We start from the raw sequence: 2,511 nt of genomic DNA on the forward strand, positions 1-2,511 counted from the left end.
AAACCGCTCTCGCGGTATTGGCGCTTGTTGCAGGCGATACGCGCTGATCGAAGCGCCGTGATTTGGTGAACTGACGAACCTGTTGGACGATTGGGACCTTCTCAATCTGACGATAGGAGGTTTCAATGTCAGACCAATATGTACCGGCGCTGCGCCGCCGTTTCCTCGAAGACATGCAGATCAAGGGTCTGCAGCCGAAGACGCAGACGATGTACCTGCGCGGAATGCGCGATTTTACGCGGTTTCTGGGGCACGCGCCAGATAGCGCCACGCCGGAAGAGTTGCGGGCGTTCCAACTTGATATGAAGGAGCGTGGCGTCGGCGCGCCGACCTTCAACAACCGGCTGACGGTTTTGAGTTTCTTCTTTGCAACGACGTGTCAGCGCCCCGAGATGAAACGACATATGCGGTATCAGCGTGCCGCCAAGAAGATCCCGGTGGTGCTGAGCGCCGAAGAGGTCGCGCGCATTCTTGAAGCCGCGCCCGGACCAGGGTTGCGATACCGCGCAGCCTTCAGCGTGGCCTACGGCGGCGGTTTGCGAGCAAGCGAAGTCACGCATCTGAAGGTTGGCGATATCGACAGCGACCGGATGCTGATCCGGATTGAGCAAGGGAAAGGCCGCAAGGATCGGCAGGTCATGTTGTCGCCGAATCTCCTGAGCCTGTTGCGCGACTATTACCGAGAAGCTCGGCCGAGAGGTTGGATGTTCCCGGGTCGCAACCGGATCGATCCGATCTCGACACGCCAGTTCAATCGGGCCTTCGGAGTGGCTTGCGACTTTGCCGAGATCAAGAAACAGGTGTCGCCCCACACTTTGCGACACAGCTTTGCCACCCATCTGCTGGAGGGTGGGACCGATATCCGGGTCATTCAGGTTTTGCTGGGGCACGCCAAGTTGGAAACGACGACGGTCTATACCAAGGTCGCAACCAAGACAATCCAGGCTGTGACCAGCCCGCTTGATCTGCTCGTAAGCCGGGAGGCCGGATCCGGGTAAACCTCGGCTCCGATGCCCCGCCCTAAACTGGAGGTCGCGGATATCTTCCGCGCTCATAGTGCTGCCTATCGCCAGGCCCACGCGGGACACCTGAACCTGCCGCAGCTCAAAGTGATGTCCGCGATTGAGAATTGTCGGACCGCAGCCCTTGGCGGCCATGTTGCAGCCTGCACCAAGTGCAGCCACCAACACATCGCCTATAACTCATGTCGCAATCGACATTGCCCGAAATGCCAGGGAGCTTCTGCCCGCGACTGGATGCAGGCGCGGATGGAGGATCTGCTGCCGGTCGAATACTTCCACGTGGTCTTCACCCTGCCGTCGGAAATCGCGGACATCGCCTATCAAAACAAAGCTGAGGTCTACGGCCTGTCGTTCAAGGCGTCATCCGAGACGCTTCGGGTTATCGCAGTTGATCCAAAACACCTCGGGGCCAAAATCGGTATGACGAGCGTGCTGCATACGTGGGGGTCGGCAATGGCCCATCACCCGCATGTCCACGTCATTGTGCCGAGCGGTGGCTTGTCGCCGGATGGCAAGTGCTGGAAAAGTTGCCGCCCAGAGTTCTTCCTGCCGGTGAAGGTGCTGTCGCGACTGTTCCGGCGATTGTTCCTCGACGAATTGGCTAAGTTGCACCAGACAGGCAAGCTGCGCTTCTTCGGCGATCTGGCAAAGCTGGCCGATCCGGAGGCCTTCGCCGCCCATCTCGCACCGCTGCGTAAAACTAACTGGGTGGTTTATGCGAAGCCACCCTTCGGCGGACCCGAGGCCGTGTTGGCCTATCTGAGCCGATACACGCACAAAGTGGCGATCTCAAATCACCGGCTGGTCAGCGCCGATGGCGACATGGTGGCATTCCGCTGGAAAGACTACCGCATCAAACGCGGAGACCGCATGAAGATCATGCGCCTGTCCACGGACGAGTTCATCCGACGCTTCCTGATCCATGTCCTGCCATCGGGCTTCCACCGCATCCGCCACACCGGCTTCCTCGCCAACGGCATTCGCCGCGACAGGATCGCACAGATCAGGCGCTTGCTGGAGGTTGAAGTAGATGCCAATCCGAAAGCCCGTGAGGATCAAGACGTCGATACCGACGCAGGAGACCAGCCCCAGCCGTGCCCCAAATGCGGTAGCGCGATGATTATCATCGAGACCTTCACGCGCGGCCAAACACCCAAGTCCCGCGCACCGCCATACGAGGACGCCGCATGATGCTACGAACAAACCCGGCCCGCTCTTGCACAGGCACCGGACCAGTCAGTGCGGCCCAATCACCAAAACCTTCGCTACAAAAGGCCTGTGGCGGAGAAAGGCGAGATCAATCGGCCCGATCGGGCTGGAAAAAGCGATATACTTGCACTGCGCGTCGTCACTCCGACGCTCGTCCCGCACAGGGATCACCTCAGACGTAGCCCACAATCCCCATAGCATCGAAACCCGCCCGCGCTTTCCTCCTTGTCGGATTTGTCGCCGCTGCATCTCGCGATGACAGCAGCCACAAACCTTAGAC

The 2,511-nt window shown here is 59.5% G+C and carries 2 protein-coding genes; both read left to right on the top strand.

Annotated features, from left to right (window positions below):
* Positions 1-125: 125 nt before the first annotated feature.
* Positions 126-998 (top strand): tyrosine-type recombinase/integrase, encoded by an 873-nt coding sequence (locus ACEN2J_RS20705; protein ID WP_442108637.1) that lies wholly within the window; start codon positions 126-128, stop codon positions 996-998.
* A 12-nt stretch (positions 999-1,010) separates the two neighbouring features.
* The gene (locus ACEN2J_RS20710) at positions 1,011-2,213 is read left to right on the top strand and encodes an IS91 family transposase (RefSeq protein WP_442108639.1); all 1,203 of its coding nucleotides are present in this window, start codon (positions 1,011-1,013) and stop codon (positions 2,211-2,213) included.
* Positions 2,214-2,511: the final 298 nt, after the last annotated feature.

The organism is Pseudorhodobacter sp. W20_MBD10_FR17 (assembly GCF_052119765.1).
Classification (GTDB): Bacteria; Pseudomonadota; Alphaproteobacteria; order Rhodobacterales; family Rhodobacteraceae; genus Pseudorhodobacter.